The organism is Staphylococcus sp. EG-SA-17, assembly GCF_017151845.1.
Lineage (GTDB): Bacteria > Bacillota > Bacilli > Staphylococcales > Staphylococcaceae > Staphylococcus > Staphylococcus aureus.
The window spans coordinates 1-540 of sequence record NZ_JACVZO010000079.1 but is presented as its reverse complement, the minus strand read 5'-3'; the positions used below and the strand labels follow the sequence as shown (position 1 = coordinate 540).

Annotated in this window: 1 pseudogene; it reads left to right on the top strand. The window is 34.8% G+C overall.

The window, feature by feature from the left end:
* Positions 1 to 540: pseudogene (locus IDG65_RS14140) on the top strand (IS21 family transposase); the annotation flags it as partial.

Here is a 540-nt window from a genome sequence, read left to right as displayed (position 1 = left end):
ACATGGGTGTTGATAGAAGAACAGTTGATAAATATTTAAATGGCTTTGAGCCAACCAAAAAGAGAAATCGTCAGTCTATTATTGACAAGTATTACCCTATCATCGAAAAATTACTTTCAGACTCTAGTGAACAAAAGTTCTACTATAAGCGTATTCTTTGGCAATATTTGAAGGATAAACATGGGTTAACGTGTGCCTATTCTACATTTAGAGCTTATATCCTTAAACATGATGAGTTTAATCGTTATTTTATGAAAGGTTATCAACAGATGTCGCCTAAAGGCACAACGAGATTCGAGACAAAAGCCGGTCATCAAGCACAGTTTGACTGGAAAGAAGGTATTAACTTTAAAACGAAGGATAATCAAATCGTTTCACTAAATATAGGCGTACTACTACTTCCTTATTCCCGTTTTGTAATCATGCAAGTGACAATGAATAAATCAAGTGATGTCTTATTTAATTTATTGACACAAGCGTTTGAGCTAATGGGAGGTGTGCCTAATGAACTTGTAACGGATAACATGAAAACGGTCATGG